Here is a 16,925-nt window from a genome sequence, read left to right as displayed (position 1 = left end):
GGGGTCAGTCGGTACTGTCGCGACTGAACAGATAGATGATGCAGCCAATCGCGAGGGTGACGGCAAAAAAGCCGAATATCGCTGTGTAGGGCGCGGTCGGGCTGATGTCCACCGTGGCGGCATGGACCCGGCCGGTGACAAACTGCGCCAGCCCCACACCGCCAATGCCAAACAGGTTCAACAGCGTCACCCCCCGCCCCACCAGATGCGGGGGCACGAAGGCCCGGCCATGGGCCATGATGACCGGAAAGCTGGCCCCCAGAAATCCGATCAGAGAAATCAGCACGATCGACAGCCAAACCGCGTTGTCGATGAACAGGCACAGCACCGCCAGCGCCGCAGCGCCCAGCGCATTGCCGCCGAAAATCACCCATTTCCGCGTGCCCAGCAGCCGGTCAAGTGGGCCATAGACAAAAGTCCCGGCAATCATCGCCGCCCCCATGATCAGCGTGGCCGTCCCGATCTGAGTTGTACTGAGGCTGAACATATCGCTGAGGTACGGCCCGGCCCACAATCCGCGCGTGGCGGCCGAGGGCGCATAGGCCACCAGCATCAGCGGCAGGATCGTCCACAGGGCGGGCTCTTTCAGCAGGTCCAGAACGGACCCGCGATGTTCGGTCTCGACGCGTTTGGGATCATGAACCGTGGCCCAGATACCCAGCGCGATGACGGCGGAAAACAGCGCCAGAACCCACATGGTCGCGCGCCATCCCATCAGCTCAACGGCCAGCGCCGTGGGATAGGAGGCCACCAGATTGCCCACAGACCCGACGCCCAGCATCACCGCAGCCAGGGTCGCGAACCGCGCGGGCGGGTATTCGCGCGCAAAGATATAGTAAGACGCCATCAGAACCGGCGAACAGCCAACGCCGATCAGCCCCATGGCCAGTGCGATATGAAACGGCGTGCTCGCCACGGCAAACAGGGCGGCACCGCCTGCCCCTCCGACCAGCAGCAGCGCGGCGGAGGTTGCGCGCGGGCCAACCCGGTCCAGAGCCCATCCCACTGGCAGTTGCATCGCGGCAAAGACCAGAAACCAAAGGCCCGACGCAAAGGCCAGATCCTCGGGCGTCGCGCCGATGTCACGCTCAAGATCCAGGCTGAGCACGGCCAAAAACGCGCGAAAAAACTGGCTGAGCACATAGCCCAGGCACAAGACCACCAAACCTGCCTTCATGAACGGTCCCCTTTTCCGCCGCCGCGCAGGAATGCTTGGCACGCCGAGGTGTTCCACACAAGCGTGTGTGCTATACTGTTTTTAGCGGACAGAGTTCACATCTGGTCTATTTACTGTGTTACCCATCACCCCGAGGTGCCGATGAAAGACGCCCAGGCCGCCTTTTATGACAGCCTTCCGCTGCAGCGGGACTTTACCTTGCTTGCGCAACCGACGCGGTTCGCTGCCGTGCCGGATGACTGGGCCGTGGGTGTGGCCGATATTGTCGACTCGACCGGTGAGATCGCGCGCGGGCGCTACAAAACCGTGAATATGGTGGGCGCTGCGGTCATCTCAGCCATGATCAACGCATTGAAAGGGCAGGAATTTCCTTATGTCTTCGGCGGTGACGGTGCCGGATTTGCCGTGCCTGCCAGTGCAGTGGACACCGCGCGCACCGTTCTGGCCGATCTGCGGCAATGGGCCGGGCAGGAATTTACCATCAACCTGCGCGCAGCCTTGGTGCCGGTATCGGAAATCCGGCTAGCCGGTCGCGACTTGCGCGTGGCCCGCTATGCGCCCTCGGACGGGGTGGATTACGCGATGTTTGCGGGCGGTGGTCTGGTCTGGGCCGAAACGCAGATGAAGGCCGGTGCTTTTGAGGTTCCCGCCGCCGAGCCCGGCGCATTGCCCGATCTGATGGGCCTGTCCTGTCGCTGGTCCAACAGCAAGGCCCGCCATGGCCAGATCGTGTCTTTGGTGGTGCAACCCACCGCAAAAGCCACCGAAAGCGACTTTGCCGATCTGGCGCAATCGGTCCTGTCCGCCTCGGACGGGTTGGAACGGTCCGGCCACCCGGTGCCAGAAAATGGCCCGCCCATAAGCTGGCCGCCCCCCGACGTCGATCTGGACGCCCGCGTGTCGCGGGCCGGGCGCAGCCTGCTGGGCCAAAAGCTAAAGCTGCTGGGGCAAAATCTGCTGATTGCGGTACTGTTCAAAACCGAAAGGCAACTGGGTAATTTCGACCCTAAACACTACAAAAACGCCGTGAGCCGCAATGCCGATTTTCGCAAGTTCGACGATGGGTTGAAGATGACGCTGGATTGCGACCCAGCCACATTGGCCCAGATCGAGATTATGCTGGAACAGGCGCGCGGGCAAGGAAAGATACGCTATGGTCTGCACGCGCAGGATGAGGCGATGATGACCTGTTTTGTACCCTCTGCCATGCGAGACGATCACGTGCATTTCGTCGATGGGGCCTCGGGCGGATACGCGCAGGCCGCTGCCGCGATGCGGGGTTAGGGTTTTTCGACGCACGGCCATTTGGGCCCGGACTGGCAGCGCTAACAGCGACCAGTTAGAGTCTAACATATTACAAAACCGTCAAAAAACCGCGAGATACGGGCAGAACCATTGCAGCGGCAACGGTTTTCAGCGACACTTTCTTATGACCAATGAAGCACCATTGACGTCACGCTCACTGCCCATTGCCTTGCTTCGGGCGCGGGAACGGGTCATGGGTCCTATTCGCAAAATGCTGGCTGATGTGGACATCACCGAACAGCAATGGCGCGTCATGCGCGTACTGGACGAAGAAGGGCCGCAGGAGCCGACACATCTGGCTGAACAAGCCTGTCTGCTGCTGCCCAGCCTCACCCGTATCCTGCAAAAGCTGGAAGCCAAAGGGCTGGTCGTCAGGCAAACGCATCCTTGCGACAAGCGCCGGCAAATTGTTGATATCACAGCGAAAGGCAAGCAGATCGTTCGGGATAACATCCAGGTCACCGTCCAATTGGCCGAGGACCTGCGCGCCAAACTTGGGCCCGAACGCCATGAGGCCCTGCTGGATCTGCTGAACGACCTGCGCGATCTTGAGACGTGACAGAACCCTGCGATCCTGACCGGTAACGCGGGCGCATATCGTATGGAACATGCTTGCCCCCTTGGGCTGCGCCGCTACGATGCGCGCAGGCTGACACCAAAGGGGGCCGCCATGCCTGATCGTCTGTTTTCTCTTCCCGAGCCGCTTGAGATTCCGGTGCACGGAAAGGATTTGGTCTACCCGGTCGGGCGGATTTTCTGCGTTGGGCGCAATTATGCGGCCCATGCCGCCGAAATGGGGCATGAGGTCGACCGCGAAGCGCCGTTTTACTTCACCAAGTCCGCCGCCAATGCCGTTCTGACCGGCGCAACCCTTCCCTATCCGCCGGGCACCGAGAATTATCACCACGAAATGGAACTGGCTGTCGCCATTGGCGCACCGATCTTTCATGGAACCGCAGCGCAGGCCCAGCAGGCCGTCTATGGATATGGCTGCGCACTGGACATGACCCGTCGCGATCTGCAAATCCGCGAGCGGAACAAGCAGCGCCCCTGGGATCTGGGCAAGGATCTTGAGGGCGGGGCCGTCTTTGCCCCGCTGACACCAGCCACCGACTGGGCGCCACAGGACACAACCCGCATTCATCTGAGCGTAAATGGCGACACCCGGCAGGACGCCACGCTGAGTGAGCTGATCTGGAAAATCGATGAGATCATCAGCCACCTGTCCGGCTATTACCATCTGCGCCCCGGCGACCTGATCCTGACCGGTACCCCGGCAGGCGTCGGCCCCACACAAGCTGGCGATGTGATCGAAGGCGCGATCGATGGGCTGGAGCCCGTAAAACTTAGCCTCACAGCGCCGGAATAGACCCTAAATATGGTCTTTCATCCAGTCCGATACAAATTGTACATCGTCCAACCCGGCAAACCGACGGACCCTGTCCAATTCGGATTGCAACCGTTTGGTGCGTGCAGGTGACCAGCGAATGGAACGTTCCGGCCACAGCGCGTTGACCTCCAGCACCCCTCGATCACGACGGGCCTTCATGTCGATCCGGCCAATCAGCTTGTCACCTTCGAGCAAGGGAAAGACATAATAGCCATAGATACGCTTAGCTGCGGGCACAAAGACCTCAATCCGATAGTGAAAGCCAAACAAACGCTCGGCCCGGTTTCGGTCGCGCAGCATGGGATCAAACGGGCTGAGGACACGAATACGACCCGTTGATTGCGGCAGGTCAGTCTCGCTCAGGTCCGGGCGGGCAAAAAGCTTCCGTGTGCGCCCATCGGCACAGGTAACCTCGATCTCTTCCAGTTTTCCCTGTTTTAGAGCCTTTTCACACCAGTCTTTCGCCTCCGCCGCCTCGACGGTGTCCCAAAAGGCTGCCAATTCACCTGAGGTCGCGAACCCCAACCGATCCAGCGCCGCATGACACAGCCAATCCACGGTCTGCTCGGCATCACAGCTCATGTTGCCGGGGCAAAGATGCGTTTCAATCACCCGCTCAGTCAGGTCATAGCGTTTCTGAAACCCGCTGCGGCCCACAACCGTCAACGCCCCGGACCGCCACAGAAACTCAAGCGCTGTCTTGGACGGGTGCCAATCCCACCATCCCCCCGACCCTTTCTTTTCATCCTTTCCTACATCCGAGGAAGAGACCGGCCCGTGATCGCGAATATGCTGCAAAACGTCTGAAAACCGCTGCTCGAACCCGTCCCTGCGCCAGTTCTTCCAGCGGGATTTCAGCAGTTCAGCATCGCGTTGAAACCGCAGGTGCCAATGCGGATAGAACGCCATCGGGATCATGGCCGCATCATGCGTCCAATGTTCGAACAGGGCTTGGTCACGCTCATACAGATGTTTGAGGTTGTCGGGCCGATACGAGGGTCGGCGCGAGAACAGGATCATATCGTGGGCACGGGCCACAGTGTTGATGCTGTCGAGCTGTACAAAACCCAGCCGGTGGATCAAATCCAGCAGATCAGCCCCTTTGGACCCGCCAGAGGGCGGCTCGGCCAACGCGTGACGATCCATAAAGATGCCACGGGCTGTCTTGTTGTCCAGCCGCCTCAGCGCCACGGATCAGCGCCGTTTGAGTGTGTCACCATAGCTGATCTTGGGTGTCAGGGTTACACGGGTCTCAACCTCGGCCTCTGGGTCGGCCAATTGTGCGGCAATGATTTCAGCCGCTTTGCGCCCGATCTCAAGCCGGCAGGCATCCATCGTGGCCAGTTTGCGCGGCAGGCCCTGCAACAGTTCGACATTGTTGAACCCCGCCAAGCCAATCTGACCCGGTATATCAATGCCTTGCTCCAGCAGGTACAACAAACCGCCCGCCCCAATCATATCATTGGAATAATACAGAAAATCCAGATCGGGTGCGCGTTCCAGCATGGCCTGCGTCATCTCACGCCCCTTGGCCAGAGCCGAACCGCCGGAATAGAACTCGCGATCTTCGATCTCGATCCCGTTTTTGCCCAGCACTTCGGTAAAACCTTCGAACCGTTTGCGTGCCCGGTGGTCCAACGGCATCTTGGTGCCCATAAAGCCGATATGTTCATACCCCGCCTTCAGGATCGCCTGCGCCATCTCACGCCCCGCACGGCGGTGCGAAATACCGACCATCGCATCGACGGGTTTGCCATCGGTATCCATGATCTCAACCACCGGAATGCCAGCCGAAGCCAGCATGGCGCGCGCGGCCTCGGTATGCTCTAACCCGGCGATGATCACACCTGACGGCCGCCACGAAAGCATTTCATACAGGACCTTTTCCTCTTTCTCGGGCAAATAGTCTGTCACACCGACCACCGGCTGCAATTCGGTGTCTTCCAGCACTTGGTTGATGCCTGTAAGAACCTCGGGGAACACCATATTGGACAGCGATGGAATGATCACCGCCACCAGATTCACCCGGCTGGATGCCAGCGCTCCGGCGATTTTGTTGGGCACATAGCCCAGCTCTTTCGCGGCGGCCAGAACGCGGGTGCGGGTGGCATCCGATACATCGCCCCGGTTTCTCAGCACGCGACTGACCGTCATCTCGGAAACCCCCGACGCTTCTGACACATCACGAAGGGTAAGCGGGCGTTTGGTATCTGTAGTCACGAAAGGGCACCTGCAGTGTTGTTTCCACGAATGGTAGCGTGAACAGGACGCAATTTACAACTGTTGTCAGACCGCCATAACAACCGTGAAAAGATCAAGCCGCAGAAAGCGTTGCATAAGCTGTCAAAAGGGGGCCACCACAATTTCCACCCTGCCACAGTCGGGAAAAATTTTGGCTTGGCCGCAAAAGGGACGCGCCGTAAATTGACAACCGCAATGCGACACGACATGAAGCTTAAAGACGCCCGCGTAATTCAACTGGATAGAATACCCGCCTCCTAAGCGGATCGTTGGAGGTTCGAATCCTCCCGTGGGCGCCACAACGCACTGTTCCAAATCTGAGCTTATCAGAACACAAGGGTGCAGTTTTCCACGCCAACAATCCCGTTTTTGGATCATGAGTGATCCAAACCCCCGATCCAAACGAACACACAGTATCGTGAGCGAGAGGGAAAGACAGTGATCCGATCCCGGAATGGGCAGAACGCACCCGTCTGGGTTTGTAAGCAGATCGCTGGAGTGGTGAATTGAAGACTGGCATTGAATTCAGCGATATTGACACATGCCTGGCGCAGGCGGCGGAAAAGTGGCCCGAACGCACGGCATTTCGCTGCAATGGTGAGACTGTTTCCTATGCCGACCTGAAGACAAAAGCGCAAGCGATGGCTGTCGCGCTTCTCTCAGCTGGTGTTCAGCCCGGAGATCGGGTGGCCTTGGCCTTGTTCAAAGGGCTTGAGATGCCCGTTGCGATCCACGCGATCTGGATGGTTGGGGCTGCTTTTGTACCGCTGGACCCGACAGCGCCATCCAAACGGTTGAACCACATCCTCGCGGATTGCGGAACCTCTGTTGTGATCGGCGCCCCGAAATCGGTCACTTTGGTTGAGAAAATCGCAGCCGAGAACATAGTGACCGTGATCGGGGTTGAGGTGCCGGGTTGCACTTGTCTGATGCCCGACCCCGACGCGTCTGACATCCGCAGCCATGAAAACCGGCGGGATGATCTGGCCTATATCATCTTTACCTCGGGGTCGACCGGCGTGCCCAAGGGCATATGCCATACATTTGCGTCGGGCAGCGCTTTTGCCCATGCCTGGTTGCGACAGTACAAGTTACGGCCCGAAGACGTGTTCTTTAACACCGTGCCGCTGCATTTCGATTTCTCGCTGGCCGACTTTTTCACGCCCCCCATGGTTGGTGCGTCGACCGAGCTGGTGATCGAACAGGCGCTGTTGTTTCCCGCCAGCCTCGCAAAGCTGCTGGAGGAAAGCGGCGGCACGATCTGGAGTTCCGTGCCCTATACCTTTGTTCAGCTGTGTGAGCGTGGCGCGCTGGAAAAGCGGGATGTGTCGCGCCTCAGATGGTTGATCTATGGGGGGGAGCCGATGCCACCATCGGCGCTGCCGATGTTACGCGGCGCGTTCGGGGCGGGCATTTCAAACTCTTACGGCCCGGCCGAGGTCAACCAGGTCTCGGAATATACGGTCCCGCAGGATCACCCGGCAGATATGCCGATCCCGATTGGCCACACGATGGACCACGCCCGGTTTCTGCGGGCCGAGGATGGGGAACTGCTGGTGGCGTCGCCGTCGATGATGACCGGCTATTGGAACAGGCCCGATCAGAACGAACGCTCTTTTGTGCAGGTGCACGGGCAGCGGTATTACCGGACCGGCGACCGGGTCGATCAGGACGCGGCAGGGCGCTGGGTTTTTCTGGGGCGCGAGGACCGTCAGGCCAAAATACGCGGCTACCGGGTTGAGCTGGATGAGATCGAGTTGGTGATGGCCTCTCATGACGCTGTGTCCGAGGCCGCGGTTACCGTATCGTCGGACCGGTCCAGCATTCTGGGCTTTGTCACGTTGGTCGATGATCAGACCCTGACCATGGCCGATCTGAAAGCGTTCCTGCAGACAAAACTGCCGGGATATATGGTGCCCGATACGCTTGAGGCCCGAACCGCCTTTGCCAAGACAAGCACGGGCAAGATCAATCGCAGAACCCTTGAAGAGTTGGACAGGTGACCGGAATGACCCAGCAGAAGATTGCAGATTTCATCTCAGGAACCATTCTGGACGGCAGGCAGGTTGACCCGGGTGATGAGCTGTTGGTGTCCGGTATTCTGGATTCGCTTGGGGTTATGACGCTGGTCGCCTTTCTGGAAACCGAGATGCAGGTCCAGATCCCAACAGATCAGATCACCTTTGAAAACTTCAGCAGCGTGCAGCAGCTGTCGCAGTTTCTGACAACCCTTCAACCGACCTGAACAGGGTGCATCCGATGCGATCGATCCATGACACATGCGAGGCGTTCCGCACCCTTGGGCAAGAGGTGCTGAGCGTTGATGTCGAAGCCCGCGACCGGCGCGGGGCACAGGACGCAGCGGATTGGCGGCCCCTCTGGACCGCAGCTGCGCAGGCGGGTGTTCTGGGTCTGATCATCCCGCAGGAATTTGGCGGTCAGGGACGCAGCTTTCTGGACGCCGTGCAGGCGCTGCATGCGCTGGGCGAAGGCTGTCGCGACAACGGCATGTTGCTGGGGCTCAGCGGTCAGCTTTGGGCAATGCAGCAGTCCATTATGGTCTTCGGAAGCGACGCGCAGAAAGACACCTGGCTGCCCGGTCTGGTGGATGGGTCGATCCTGTGCGCCCATGCGGTGACCGAGGTAAACAGCGGATCGGATGTGACCGGCATTCGCACAAGCGCGCAGAAAACGGCGGATGGCTATGTGCTGAACGGTCAGAAAATCTGGATCGGGATGGCCCCTGCGGCGGATGTCGCGCAGGTCTTTGCCATCACCAATCCTGATCTTGGGGCCTGGGGCATGTCGGCCTTTCTGGTTGATCTCAATACAGCCGGCGTGTCCAAAAGCGCACCCTATGAAAAATCGGGCCACCGCACCGTGCCCACCGGCGAACTGAGGTTTGAAAACGTCGAACTCCCCCATTCTGCCCTATTGGGCGCAGAAGGTGCGGGGCACGCGATCTTCACCCAGTCCATTGCGTGGGAGCGCAGCTTTATCTTTTCAGGCCATATCGGCGCGATGAAGCGACAGCTGGATGAGACGGTGATTTTCGCGCGGGATCGCGCGCCAAACGGCTGGCCCATTATCAACAACCAGACCGTCGCCAACCGGCTGGCCGATATGCAGATGCGCCATGAGGTTGCGCGGTTGCTGATCGAAAACGCAGCACGGGAAACCGATGCGGGTGTTCAAAACCGCATGACCCCGGCGGTGGTCAAGCTGAACGTGGCCGAGGCTTTGTTGGAAAACGCCCAACAGGCGCAGCGCATCCGGGGGGCCAACGGCTATCTGACGGGTGAGGCGGAAAGGATGCTGCGCGATATGGCGGGGACCATCACGCTGGGCGGCACATCGGATATTCAGCGCCTGTTGATTGCAGCCCAGCTTAAAGGTGCAGCCGGGCGCTGAGGCAATCCTTAGTCCAGCCCCAGAACAGATACCACCTTGGCCGCGATCTGTTCCGCGTTCAGACCTGCGGTTGCGTACATATCCGCCGGGCTTGCCTGATCGATAAACACGTCCGGCAACACCATTGAGCGGTATTTCAATCCGCGATCAAAAACCCCCTCATCCGCCAGCAATTGCGCCACATGGCTGCCGAACCCGCCGATGGCACCTTCTTCGATGGTGATCAGCGCCTCATGGGTGTTGGCCAGATTCAGGATCAACTCGCGGTCCAGAGGTTTGGCAAAGCGCGCGTCGGCGATGGTGGGGGTGATCCCACGGGCCGCCAGCAGTTCGGCGGCTTTCTGAACCTCGGCCAGACGCGCACCAAAGGACAGCAGCGCCACCCGGTCCCCTTCGCGGACCAGACGGCCCTTGCCGATCGGCAGCACCTCGGCCTCTTCGGGCAGCTCAACGCCTACGCCTTCGCCCCTTGGGTAGCGGAACGCAATCGGGCCATCACTATGCGCGGCTGCGGTCGCAACCATGTGCACCAGTTCAGCCTCATCCGAGGCGGCCATCACGACCATGCCGGGCAGATTGGCCAGATAGGCAATGTCGAATGACCCGGCATGAGTCGCGCCATCGGCACCCACCAGACCGGCCCGGTCGATGGCAAAGCGCACCGGCAGGCCCTGAATGGCCACATCATGGACCACCTGATCATAGCCGCGCTGCAGGAAGGTCGAGTAAATCGCGCAGAACGGCTTCATCCCGCCCGCGGCCAGCGCGGCCGAGAAGGTCACGCCATGCTGTTCCGCAATCGCCACGTCAAAACAGCGTGAGGGGTAGCGTTCCGCAAATTGCCGCAACCCGGTGCCATCGGGCATGGCGGCGGTCACGGCGACAATCTTGTCATCGCGGCTGGCCAGATCCAGCAGGGTCTTGCTGAAGACCGAGGTATAGGACGGCGCATTCGGGCGCGCCTTTTTCTGCTTGCCAGTTGCCACGTCGAACTTTTCGGTCGCGTGGCCCTTGTCAAAGGCTTGCTCGGCCGGGGGGTAGCCTTTGCCCTTTTGGGTCATCACATGGATCAGGATCGGACTGGTCGCCCGGTCTTTGACGGCCCGCAGAACCGGCAACAGCTGATCCATGTCGTGGCCGTCCAGCGGGCCGATATAGGAAAAGCCCATCTGTTCAAAGAATGTGCCGCCCAGCGCCATGCCCTTCAGCAGCTCCTTGGCCCGCTTGGCACCAGCGCGCAGGGGTTTGGGCATCATCGATACCGCACCTTCGACCGCTGCAGTGAAATCATGGAACGGGGCCTCGGTATAAAACCGCGACAGATAGGTGGACAGCGCGCCGACCGGGGGGGCAATGCTCATACCGTTGTCGTTCAGGATGACGATCAGACGTTTTTTCAGATCGCCCGCGTTGTTCATCGCCTCAAACGCCATGCCTGCCGACATCGCGCCATCGCCGATCACGGCGATCGTATCGCCGATCCCCTCGGCGGTCTCACCGCCCAGATCGCGCGCCACCGCCAGACCCAGCGCCGCACTGATCGAGGTGCTGGAATGGGCGGTGCCAAAGGGATCATAGGGGCTTTCGCTGCGCTTGGTAAAGCCGCTCAGCCCGCCCTTCATCCGCAGGGTGCGGATACGGTCGCGCCGTTCGGTCAGGATTTTGTGGGGATAACACTGATGCCCGACATCCCAGATGATCTTGTCGCGGGGCGCATCAAAAACCGCATGCAGGGCCGTCGTCAGCTCAACCACACCCAGACCGGCCCCCAGATGGCCGCCTGTAACCGACACGGCCGAGATCGTCTCGGCGCGCAGCTCTTGCGCCACCTGATGCAATTGCGTGTCGGAAAACTGCCGCAGGTCGGCAGGGCAGTTCACCATATCCAGCAGGGGCGTCTTGGGGCGGTCAGACATGATCAGGTGTCCCGGGCGATGACAAAGCGGGCGGCGTCCTTCAAGACATGCGCCGCCGCGCCGTAACTGTCCAGTGCCGCACAGGCCTGATCCACCAGATCAGCGGCGCGCGCCTTGGCCGCATCCAGCCCCAAAAGCGAGACAAATGTGGCCTTTCCCGCCTCGGCGTCCTTTTGCAGGCGCTTACCGGCCTTTTCCGCATCCCCTTCAACATCCAGAATGTCGTCGGCGATCTGAAACGCCAGACCAAGCGCCTTGGCATAGCGGTGCAGCGGCGCTGGATCGGCCTGCGCCAGCCGCGCGCCCGCACAGGCCGACCATTCGATCAAAGCCCCGGTCTTGCCCGCCTGCAGCCGCGTAACCTGTTCCAGCGTCAGCGGCGTCGTGGCCGTCTCAGCCGCAATATCCAACGCCTGACCCAGCACCATGCCCTGCGCCCCGCTGGCCCGGGCCAGTGTCAGCGCCAGCTCGGCCCGCACATCCGCAGGCCCAACCTCGGGCCGGGCGCACAGCTCGAATGCCAGCGTTTGCAGGGCATCCCCGGCCAGAACGGCGGTGGCTTGGTCCCATTTCACGTGAACGGTTGGCCGCCCCCGGCGCAGATCGTCATCATCCATGCAGGGCAGATCGTCATGGAGCAGAGAATAGGCATGCAGCGCCTCAATCCCGACCGCAGGCCAGATGGCACGGTCCATGTCCACGCCATGCAGCCGCGCGCTTTCCAGCACCAGAAACCCGCGCAGCCGTTTGCCGCCCTGGGTGGCATAGGCCATCGCCTGCGTCACATCCAGATCGTCCAGCGCCCCCAGAACCAGATCGAACTGATCCTGAATCCGCGCCGCATCCTGCGCCAGTCTTTCGCGAAACATTTACTGACCTTCGACAGGGGTCGTCCCGGTCGGCTGACCATTGGCATCCAGCGTGATCGCGGCCACCTTTTCCTCGGCCCGCTTCAGCTCATCCTCGCAGCGCTTTTTCAACGCCGCGCCGCGTTCGTACAGCGCAATGGACTGATCCAGCGCCACATCACCGCGTTCAAGCTGACCGACCACGGCCTCCAGCTCTTTCATCGCCTGTTCGAATGTCATCTGATCGACGGGGGTCTCAGTCATTGCGCTGCCTTTATCAATTCCTGCACATGGGCGCGGGTGGCCTGTGCCAATGCGTTCAGATCATACCCGCCTTCCAGAGTCGAGACGATACGGCCCTGACAAACCTCATCGGCAATCCCGCACAGCTCGGCGGTGAGCCAGGCGAAATCGCCGGTGGACCAGTTCAGATTGGCCAGCGGATCGTCCTGATGCGCATCGAACCCGGCCGAGATGATGATCAACTCGGGCTTGAAGGCGCGCAGCCGGGGAAAGACCTGCGTCTCATAAGCGGCGCGCATCTCGGCCCCGCCGGTGCCCGGGGCAAGGGGGATGTTCAAAACGGTCTCAAACGCGCCGGTCTCATCCGGACGCCCCGATCCCGGCCACAGCGGCATCTGCTGGCTGGTGACCACCAGGGCGCGCCGTTCATCCCACAGCAAATCCTGCGTGCCATTGCCGTGATGCACATCGAAATCCACCACCGCGACCCGGTTCAACCCGTGATGGTCCAGCGCATGTTTCGCCGCCAGCGCCGCATTTCCAAACAGGCAGAACCCCATGGCCTTGTCCGTCTCGGCGTGATGGCCGGGCGGGCGGATGGCGCAAAACGCATTTGGCGCTTCACCCCCCAGAACCAGATCAACAGCCCGCACAGCCGCACCCGCCGCGCGGTACGCCGCATCGACCGAGCCGGGGGACATGAACGTATCCCCGTCAATCTGCTGGAACCCTTCGGCGGGCCGGGACCTGCGAATATCCTCGATATGGCTTTCGGGATGCACCCGCAGCAGATCATCATCCGCCGCCATCGGGGCCGTCTTGCGGTTCAGGTCCAGATCTTCCAGCGCATGCAGAATATGTTCCAGCCGCGCCACACGCTCGGGGTGCCCGTCCGGCGTCACATGTCCCAGACAATCGGCATGGGTCAAAAGGGCGGTCTTCATCGGGGTCCCCTGTTCATCTGGCTAAAAATATCCTCGCCGAAGGCATCAAACCGCCGCGCGGCGGCCAAATCAATCCGGCGCCAACATATATCCGGCCCCCCGAACGGTCTGTAGGTAACGCGGCTGCTTCGGGTCCTGTTCGATCTTGCGCCGCAGGCGGGTGATCTGCACATCCACCGCGCGTTCCTGCGCCTGACCCTTGTCGCGGCCCAAATCCTCAACCAGCTTGGCCCGGCTGATCGGCTCACCCGGCTGGGCCGAGAAAATCTTCATCAGCTGGCTCTCGGTCGCGGTCAGGCGCACGGGGTCTTCGCCTTGCCACATCTCACCGCGTTCCACATCATAACGGATCGGGCCGAGATTCAGAATCTTGGTCGCCGTCTCTTGCGCGGGTGTCTCGGGCATCCGCCGCAGAATGGCGTTGATCCGCAGCAGCAGTTCCTTGGGCTCAAACGGCTTGGCCAGATAATCATCCGCGCCCGCTTCAAGCCCGGCAATCCGGTGTTCGGTCTCACCCCGTGCCGTCAGCAGCAGGATCGGCGTGCTATGCGTTTCGCGCAGCGTCTTGGTCAGGCTGACGCCATCTTCGCCCGGCATCATCACATCCAGAACGATCATGTCGAAATCCAGCCCCGACAACACCCGCCGCGCATGGGCGGCATCGCGGGCCGACGTGACCAGAAACCCGTTGCGCATCAGGAACTTCTTGAGCAGATCACGAATACGCTCATCGTCGTCAACGATCAGCAGATGGGCATCCATATCGCTCATGAGGTCGTATCCCGCAGTTTTTTATAAGCATGACGCATATCAGCATCCATCATCGCTTCAAGCACTTTACGAAATCCTGATACGGCCTCGGGGCCCGCATCCTTGTAGGCGGCCCGCATCCGAACGCGCTGGGCCTCGGACAATTGCGCCTCAAGCGCCTTGCCTTTTTCGGTCAGAAACAGATGGCGCTCGCGCTTGTCTGCCGTTCCCACACGGCTTTCGACCAGCCCGTCCTCGATCAAGGTCCGCAGCACGCGGTTTAGGGATTGCTTGGTCACCCCAAGAATGGCCAGCAGGTTGTTGACCGTGGTGCCCGGCGCGCGGTTGATGAAGTGAATCGCCCGGTGATGGGCCCGCCCATAGGCCAGCTGCGTCAAAATCCGGTCAGGGTCGGCGGTAAATCCGCGATAGGCAAAAAACATCGCCTCGATCCCCTGCCGAAGCTGTTCGTCGGTCAGGAACAAAAGGCTTTCACCGCCAAAGACTTGGGCGGGGCGCGTATCAGACATGGTTTGCCTCATCTGTTGCTCGGCTCCAAGTTTATGTCAGCGTTGTTGACATTCCAAGAGTGGAGAGGTATCGAATCGCAGTTTTTGCGCAACTTTATGTCCGCATCGGACTTAATTGGCGCAATAATTGGAAAGTTCAACCCGGTTCAGGAGGTTTCGCATGTCGGGATATGATGATCGTGATGGAGTCATCTGGTTGGATGGCAAGCTGGTGCCATGGCGCGACGCCAATGTGCACATCCTGACTCATGCCATGCACTATGCCTCGTCCGTGTTCGAGGGGGAGCGCGCTTATAACGGCAAAATCTTCAAAAGCCGCGAGCATTCCGAGCGCCTGATCGCCTCGGCCGAGGCGCTGGACATGCCGATGCCCTATTCGCTGGACGAGATCGAGGCCGCCAAGGAAGAGACCCTCAAGGCCAGCGGTTTGCAGGACGCTTATGTGCGCGTTCTGGTCTGGCGCGGGTCGGGCGATGATATGGGTGTCGCGTCGGCGAAAAACCCGGTGCGAATGGCTGTGGCCGTCTGGGCCTGGGGCGCCTATTACGGCGATGCCAAGATGCAGGGTGCCAAGCTGGACATTGCCGAATGGAAACGCCCCAGCCCTGAAACCATCCCGGTTCATGCCAAGGCGGCGGGCCTTTACATGATCTGCACCATCTCCAAGCACAAGGCCGAGGCCAAGGGCTGTTCGGACGCGCTGTTCATGGATTATCGCGGTTACGTGGCCGAGGCGACCGGGGCCAACGTGTTCTTTGTCAAAGATGGTGAGGTTCATACCCCGCTGGCCGATTGCTTCCTGAACGGAATCACCCGCCAGACCGTGATCCAGATGCTGAAAGACAAAGGCATCACCGTGCACGAGCGCCGCATCAAACCCGAGGAAATGGAAGAGTTCGAGCAGTGCTGGCTGACCGGCACCGCGGCCGAGGTCACTCCGGTCGGGCAGATCGGTGACTATACGTTCGAAGTGGGCGATATCACCCGTGACATCGCTGCCGAGTACGAGGCGATGGTCCGCGCCTGATCCACATCGATCACCAAAAATCACACCCCCGCGTTTCGTGGGGGTTTTTCTTTGCCTGACGTTCAATCTTTTGTGCAGATTGTCCCGGTCACTGGACGCTTTGACAGGTGTGTTTAGATTGGGCGGTATGTTGGACCTTCTCAGCGATATCCTGACCCGCCTGTCCCTGCGCGGCACGTTCTATTTCCGCACGTCCTTTACACCGCCTTTCGGCGTGCAGGTGCCCGCGTTCGAAAACGTGGCGCGGTTTCACTTTGTCCAACGGGGTGAGCTGAAGGTTTATGTCTCTAACACAGGGGAAACCCTGCGATTGAAGCAGGGGGACCTGATCCTGATACCGCACGGTGCTGCGCATGCTTTGCTGTGCAATGAGGTCAAACCGGTCGATGCGCTGCCACTGGAACAGGTGCTGGAGGAGTCCGGCTATCAAGGTGACGGTGTGCTGATCTATGGGGGCGAGGACAAAAGCCGCGATACCCAGCTGATCTGCGGCCATTTCTCGTTCACCGGCCCGCCGGGGCGTCAAGGAACGGGCCATATGCTAATCGACCGGCTGCCGCCCTATATCCTGATCGAAAACTACGGCGAAGAGGCCGGGGCCTGGATCGAAGCGACCCTGCGCATGATCGGGTCCGAGGTGAACGGCGCCCGGATCGGCGGTGATCTGATCGCGCTGAAACTGTCCGAGGTGCTGTTCGCGCAGGCCATCCGCGCCCATCTGGAACATCAAAGCCCCAACCAATCGGCCCTTGCCGGGTTTGCCGATCCGCGCATTTCGCGCGCACTGACCGCGTTTCACCAAGCCCCCGCACAGGATTGGAGCGTCGAATCGCTGGCGCGTGAGGCCGGGATGTCACGCACCGCCTTCGCGCAGCTTTTTGCGGAAAAAATGGGCGCCACGCCCATGCAATACCTGACCGACTGGCGCATGCAGATCGCCTGCCATGGCCTGACCGAAGCGCGCTGGAACGTGGCCGACGCCGCGGCCGAGGTCGGCTACGCCTCCGAGGCCGCCTTTTCGCGGGTGTTCAAGAAACAGGTCGGGCTGTCACCGGCGGCGTATCGATCCATGCACTGATCACCCCACGGTTCTGGACGATCTGCAAAATCTGCCGAACGATCCAGAATTAAACGTTCCATGGT

Annotated in this window: 17 protein-coding genes and 1 tRNA gene; 9 read left to right on the top strand and 9 right to left on the bottom strand. The window is 60.5% G+C overall.

Annotation, left to right across the window (positions count from 1 at the left end; translation table 11 throughout):
• Window positions 1-4: 4 nt before the first annotated feature.
• Window positions 5-1,177 (bottom strand): MFS transporter, encoded by a 1,173-nt coding sequence (locus ACRZ94_RS10965; protein ID WP_480653199.1) that lies wholly within the window; start codon window positions 1,175-1,177, stop codon window positions 5-7.
• Between the two features lie 141 nt (window positions 1,178-1,318).
• Between ACRZ94_RS10965 and ACRZ94_RS10960 the strand changes: the two genes are divergently transcribed.
• From ACRZ94_RS10960 to ACRZ94_RS10950, 3 genes are all read left to right on the top strand, one after another.
• Window positions 1,319-2,461, top strand: a complete 1,143-nt coding sequence (locus ACRZ94_RS10960; protein ID WP_480653197.1) for a DUF3095 domain-containing protein — start codon at window positions 1,319-1,321, stop codon at window positions 2,459-2,461.
• A 145-nt stretch (window positions 2,462-2,606) separates the two neighbouring features.
• The gene (hpaR, locus tag ACRZ94_RS10955) at window positions 2,607-3,041 is read left to right on the top strand and encodes a homoprotocatechuate degradation operon regulator HpaR (RefSeq protein WP_480653195.1); all 435 of its coding nucleotides are present in this window, start codon (window positions 2,607-2,609) and stop codon (window positions 3,039-3,041) included.
• 111 nt (window positions 3,042-3,152) lie between these two features.
• Window positions 3,153-3,851, top strand: coding sequence for a fumarylacetoacetate hydrolase family protein (locus ACRZ94_RS10950; RefSeq protein WP_480653193.1), 699 nt, complete (start codon window positions 3,153-3,155; stop codon window positions 3,849-3,851).
• Window positions 3,852-3,854: 3 nt separating this feature from the next.
• Here ACRZ94_RS10950 and ACRZ94_RS10945 read toward each other — a convergent pair whose 3' ends face one another.
• Together ACRZ94_RS10945 and ACRZ94_RS10940 are read right to left on the bottom strand one after the other, a co-directional pair.
• Window positions 3,855-5,063: a winged helix-turn-helix domain-containing protein gene (locus ACRZ94_RS10945; RefSeq protein WP_480653191.1), complete on the bottom strand. Its 1,209-nt coding sequence runs from the start codon at window positions 5,061-5,063 to the stop codon at window positions 3,855-3,857.
• Between the two features lie 3 nt (window positions 5,064-5,066).
• Window positions 5,067-6,092, bottom strand: a complete 1,026-nt coding sequence (locus ACRZ94_RS10940) for a LacI family DNA-binding transcriptional regulator (RefSeq protein WP_480797334.1) — start codon at window positions 6,090-6,092, stop codon at window positions 5,067-5,069.
• Between the two features lie 243 nt (window positions 6,093-6,335).
• Between ACRZ94_RS10940 and ACRZ94_RS10935 the strand changes: the two genes are divergently transcribed.
• The 4 genes from ACRZ94_RS10935 (at window position 6,336) to ACRZ94_RS10920 (ending at window position 9,524) form a co-directional block, all read left to right on the top strand.
• A tRNA-Arg gene (locus ACRZ94_RS10935) sits at window positions 6,336-6,412 on the top strand.
• Window positions 6,413-6,619: 207 nt separating this feature from the next.
• Window positions 6,620-8,116, top strand: coding sequence for an amino acid adenylation domain-containing protein (locus ACRZ94_RS10930; RefSeq protein WP_480797333.1), 1,497 nt, complete (start codon window positions 6,620-6,622; stop codon window positions 8,114-8,116).
• A gap of 5 nt (window positions 8,117-8,121) precedes the next feature.
• On the top strand, window positions 8,122-8,358 hold the full coding sequence (locus ACRZ94_RS10925; RefSeq protein WP_480653185.1) for an acyl carrier protein: 237 nt from the start codon (window positions 8,122-8,124) through the stop codon (window positions 8,356-8,358).
• A 14-nt stretch (window positions 8,359-8,372) separates the two neighbouring features.
• The gene (locus tag ACRZ94_RS10920; RefSeq protein ID WP_480797332.1) at window positions 8,373-9,524 is read left to right on the top strand and encodes an acyl-CoA dehydrogenase family protein; all 1,152 of its coding nucleotides are present in this window, start codon (window positions 8,373-8,375) and stop codon (window positions 9,522-9,524) included.
• A gap of 8 nt (window positions 9,525-9,532) precedes the next feature.
• On the opposite strand, the gene dxs is transcribed toward ACRZ94_RS10920, so the two are convergent.
• The 6 genes from dxs to ACRZ94_RS10890 all read right to left on the bottom strand — a co-directional run bounded on the left by dxs (window position 9,533) and on the right by ACRZ94_RS10890 (window position 14,755).
• Entirely contained in the window at window positions 9,533-11,440 is a 1,908-nt protein-coding gene (gene dxs, locus ACRZ94_RS10915) for a 1-deoxy-D-xylulose-5-phosphate synthase (protein ID WP_480797331.1), read from the bottom strand.
• 2 nt (window positions 11,441-11,442) lie between these two features.
• On the bottom strand, window positions 11,443-12,309 hold the full coding sequence (locus ACRZ94_RS10910; RefSeq protein WP_480797330.1) for a polyprenyl synthetase family protein: 867 nt from the start codon (window positions 12,307-12,309) through the stop codon (window positions 11,443-11,445).
• Window positions 12,310-12,552 (bottom strand): exodeoxyribonuclease VII small subunit, encoded by a 243-nt coding sequence (locus ACRZ94_RS10905; RefSeq protein WP_209195839.1) that lies wholly within the window; start codon window positions 12,550-12,552, stop codon window positions 12,310-12,312.
• Window positions 12,549-13,475 carry a histone deacetylase family protein gene (locus ACRZ94_RS10900; RefSeq protein ID WP_480797329.1) on the bottom strand — a complete coding sequence of 309 codons (927 nt, stop codon included), beginning with the start codon at window positions 13,473-13,475 and terminating at the stop codon, window positions 12,549-12,551. The genes ACRZ94_RS10905 and ACRZ94_RS10900 overlap by 4 nt, the downstream gene beginning before the upstream one ends.
• Before the next feature lie 69 nt (window positions 13,476-13,544).
• Window positions 13,545-14,246 carry a response regulator gene (locus tag ACRZ94_RS10895; RefSeq protein WP_480653177.1) on the bottom strand — a complete coding sequence of 234 codons (702 nt, stop codon included), beginning with the start codon at window positions 14,244-14,246 and terminating at the stop codon, window positions 13,545-13,547.
• On the bottom strand, window positions 14,243-14,755 hold the full coding sequence (locus ACRZ94_RS10890) for a MarR family winged helix-turn-helix transcriptional regulator (RefSeq protein WP_480653175.1): 513 nt from the start codon (window positions 14,753-14,755) through the stop codon (window positions 14,243-14,245). The genes ACRZ94_RS10895 and ACRZ94_RS10890 overlap by 4 nt, the downstream gene beginning before the upstream one ends.
• A gap of 160 nt (window positions 14,756-14,915) precedes the next feature.
• Here ACRZ94_RS10890 and ACRZ94_RS10885 point away from each other — a divergent pair, with 160 nt between their 5' ends.
• Window positions 14,916-15,782, top strand: a complete 867-nt coding sequence (locus ACRZ94_RS10885; protein WP_480653173.1) for a branched-chain amino acid aminotransferase — start codon at window positions 14,916-14,918, stop codon at window positions 15,780-15,782.
• Between the two features lie 127 nt (window positions 15,783-15,909).
• Window positions 15,910-16,860 carry an AraC family transcriptional regulator gene (locus ACRZ94_RS10880; RefSeq protein ID WP_480797328.1) on the top strand — a complete coding sequence of 317 codons (951 nt, stop codon included), beginning with the start codon at window positions 15,910-15,912 and terminating at the stop codon, window positions 16,858-16,860.
• Window positions 16,861-16,925 lie beyond the last annotated feature (65 nt).

The organism is Ruegeria sp. CH10, assembly GCF_056537125.1.
The sequence above is the reverse complement of the archived record's forward strand: the minus strand, read 5'-3'. Positions and strand labels throughout refer to the sequence as shown.